The organism is Promineifilum sp. (SeqCode), assembly GCF_041918635.1.
Classification (GTDB): domain Bacteria; phylum Chloroflexota; class Anaerolineae; order Promineifilales; family Promineifilaceae; genus Promineifilum.
In genome coordinates, this window is record NZ_JAYRVJ010000579.1 from 1 (window position 1) to 2,570 (window position 2,570).

General features: G+C 65.4%; 1 protein-coding gene. It reads left to right on the plus strand.

The annotated features are described in order from the left end of the window. A partial coding sequence (locus tag ACE3UY_RS17250) for an Ig-like domain-containing protein (RefSeq protein ID WP_374688727.1) occupies positions 1-2,570 on the plus strand: 2,570 nt, incomplete at both ends.

Below are 2,570 nucleotides of genomic sequence, written 5' to 3' on the forward strand. Positions count from 1 at the left end.
AGGTCGCGGCCAACGCGCCCATCACGGTGCGCTTCGACCAGCCGATGGATCAGGCTTCCGTCGAGGCCGCGTTCAGCATCGAACCGGCCGTCACCGGGGAACTGACCTGGCCGGAGCCGGAGACAGCCGTCTTCACCCCGGCCGAATCGTTGGCCGAGGGCCAGACCTACAATGTGCGCGTGGCTGATTCGGCCAGCGCGCTGAATGGCCAGACGCTTCAGGAGCCGGTTGAGTTCTCGCTCCAGACCACCGGCCCGTTGGCCGTCACCCAGACCATCCCCGCCGACGGCTCCGACGAGGTGCAGACGGACGCCGTCATCACCGTCGTCTTCAACAAGCCGGTCGTGCCCCTGGTCAGCAGCGGCGAACAGGCCGACTTGCCCCAGCCTCTGACCTTTGACCCGCCCGCCACCGGCGCGGGCGAGTGGACTTCGACCAGCATCTACCGCTTCATTCCCGATCCGCCCCTGGCGGGCGCGACGACCTATACGGTCAGCGTCGATCCCGCCCTGGTGGACGTGACCGGCAGCGCCCTGGAAGGCGCGCCGACGTGGCAGTTCACGACCCTCCGCCCCGAAGTGGTGACAGTTGTACCGGAGAACGAGGCGGTCCGCATCGCCCCGACGACGCCCATCACCGTCACCTTCAACATGCCCATGGATACGGCCAGCGTCGAGGCAGCCACGACTGTGACCGCCGGCGAGGGCGCCGTGCCCGTCAGCTTCGAATGGCAGGAAGCGGATCGCGTGGCTGTTCTAACACCTGAGGAGATGCTGCCTCTGGAGACGGATGTGAACGTGACCGTCGCCGCCTCAGCCGCTTCGGCCAATGGCGGAGCCACGATGGACGGCGATCACACCAGCGTCTTTAACACCGTACCCTTCCCGGCCGTCCTCTCGACGCAGCCGGCCAATGGGGAGGCGCTGGTCGACGTCTGGCAGCGCGGCTTCAGCGTCGAATTCGTCTCGCCTATGAACGACGAGACGATTGACGGCCAGTTCATCATCACGCCCGATCCCGGCGACGACGTGGATTACTTCATCAACGAGTGGGACGAGGGATATGGGGTCTTTGTGGACTTCGAGGTGGAGCCGGAGGTCGAGTACACCGTCACGATTCCCGCCACGGCCGCCGACCCCTACGGCAACACGCTCGGCGAGGACTACACTTTCACCTTCACCGGCGCGACCCCGCCGGCGCTGGCCTCCTTCAACCTGCCACGCGATGTCGCCCAGTTGAGCACCAGCTTCCCGAGCGACGTCCAGATACTCTACCGCGACGTCACCGAGCTGGAGGTTTCGCTGTACCGGACGACGCTCGACACGGAACTGCTGTTCAACCCGTACCAGTTGAACGAGCGAGCGCCGAGCGGCGAGGCGATCTTCCAGACGACCATCCCGGTCGAGGCCACGCCCGACGAACTGGGCGTCGCCACGGTCGAATTGGCCGAGGGTGGCACGCTGCCGGCAGGTCTCTATGAGCTGCGCGTCAACGCGCCGGAGCTCAACAACGACACGCTTTACTGGCAGAATCGCAACCTGCTGTTGATCGTGGCCGACACCAACCTCGTTATCAAGGAGATGTTCGGTGAGGTGAACGTCTGGGCTACTGACCTGGCGACGGGTGAGCCGGCCGCGGGTCGGAACCTGACGCTCTACATGCGCAACGGCCAAGAGAGTGGCACGGCCGTCACCGATGAGAACGGCTTTGCCCGTCTGGACTACGAGCCAACCGAGGCGTATCTCGAGGGCGTGGCCGTGGTCAGCAATGAGCCTGGCGCGGCCGGCTTCGGCATGGCCGCGACCTACTGGACGGGCGGCATCTCCCCCTGGCAGCTGGGCTTGACGGCCGACGGCAGCCCGGAGCAGGAGATTTACGCCTACATCTACACCGACCGGCCCATCTACCGGCCCGGCGATACGGTGTACTACAAGGGCATCGTCCGCGAGACGAATTTCGGCCGCTACTTACTACCCGAACTCGACGAGTTGGAGGTGTCCATCAACCCCAACTTCTTCTTCGGCGAGGAAGACACGTTCAGCGAGACCTTCACCGCCACACTGGATGAGGATGGCGTCTTCCACGGCGAGTTCGCCATACCGGCCGACATTCCCCTGGGGACGTACTCCTTTAACCTGAGCGGCAATCTATGGTTGTCCAGCCGGCCGTTCACCGTGGCCGAATACCGCGCGCCGGAGTTCCAGGTGACGGTGGTTCCGGAGCGGGAAGAGGCGCTGCGCGGCGAGGCGGTCAACGTTAACGTGGACGCGACCTATCTGTTCGGCGGCTCGGCCGGCGACCTGCCCGTCAACTGGACGATCTATCAGGCCGAGTTCGCGCCGACGTTCGAGACGACCCCGCCCTACGCCTTTGGCGACCAGGCGCAGTTCCTGTATGAATTCAGCCCGTTCGGGATAGTCGGCGTCGGCCCGGATGGCGCTTTCGTCAGCGACGGCAGCGGCCAGACGGACGCGAACGGCCACATCACCATCCCGCTCCCGGCCGATCTGCTGGACGACCTGGAAGCGGGCAGCCGCCAGGTCACCGTCCAGGCTACTATTGGCGGCCTG